Genomic DNA, 487 nt, shown 5'->3' on the forward strand with positions numbered 1-487 from the left:
GAATTGTTATGAAGGGATTCCCCACTCATATGACAAATCAATAGATTCTTGTACTCTCATTTTATGATAAGATTCTCCAGGATGGAAATAAAATCGATTTATTTTACAAAAATAGTTATATGCCTATCTTTACTCGATCAACTACATAAATATATTATTATAGCGATTTCTTACTTACAAAAAATTTGGACATACATTTCCACATTCCCCCGTACACTGTAATAAGGTGAAACTTCTATTAGAAGAGATTATTTAACAACAACTTTCTTCATCACATACATACAGTTCGCTTATTAAAACATCATAAATGGAGGCAGACGAATGGACTTAGAGTTTTTAACATCCGTACTAATGATTGTCGGTATCGATGTTGTATTAGGTGGTGACAATGCAATCGTCATCGCACTAGCTAGCTGAAATTTACCTGAATCGAAACGAAATAAAGCTATTTTGATCGGTACTCTTTTAGCAATCGTACTAAGAATTG

The 487-nt window shown here is 32.4% G+C and carries 1 pseudogene; it reads left to right on the forward strand.

Going from position 1 to position 487, the window contains the following annotated elements:
- Positions 1 to 321 precede the first annotated feature (321 nt).
- Positions 322 to 487: pseudogene (locus SB717_RS33595) on the forward strand (TerC family protein); the annotation flags it as partial.

Source organism: Priestia sp. SIMBA_032 (genome assembly GCF_046535215.1).
Taxonomy (GTDB): Bacteria; Bacillota; Bacilli; order Bacillales; family Bacillaceae_H; genus Priestia; species Priestia aryabhattai.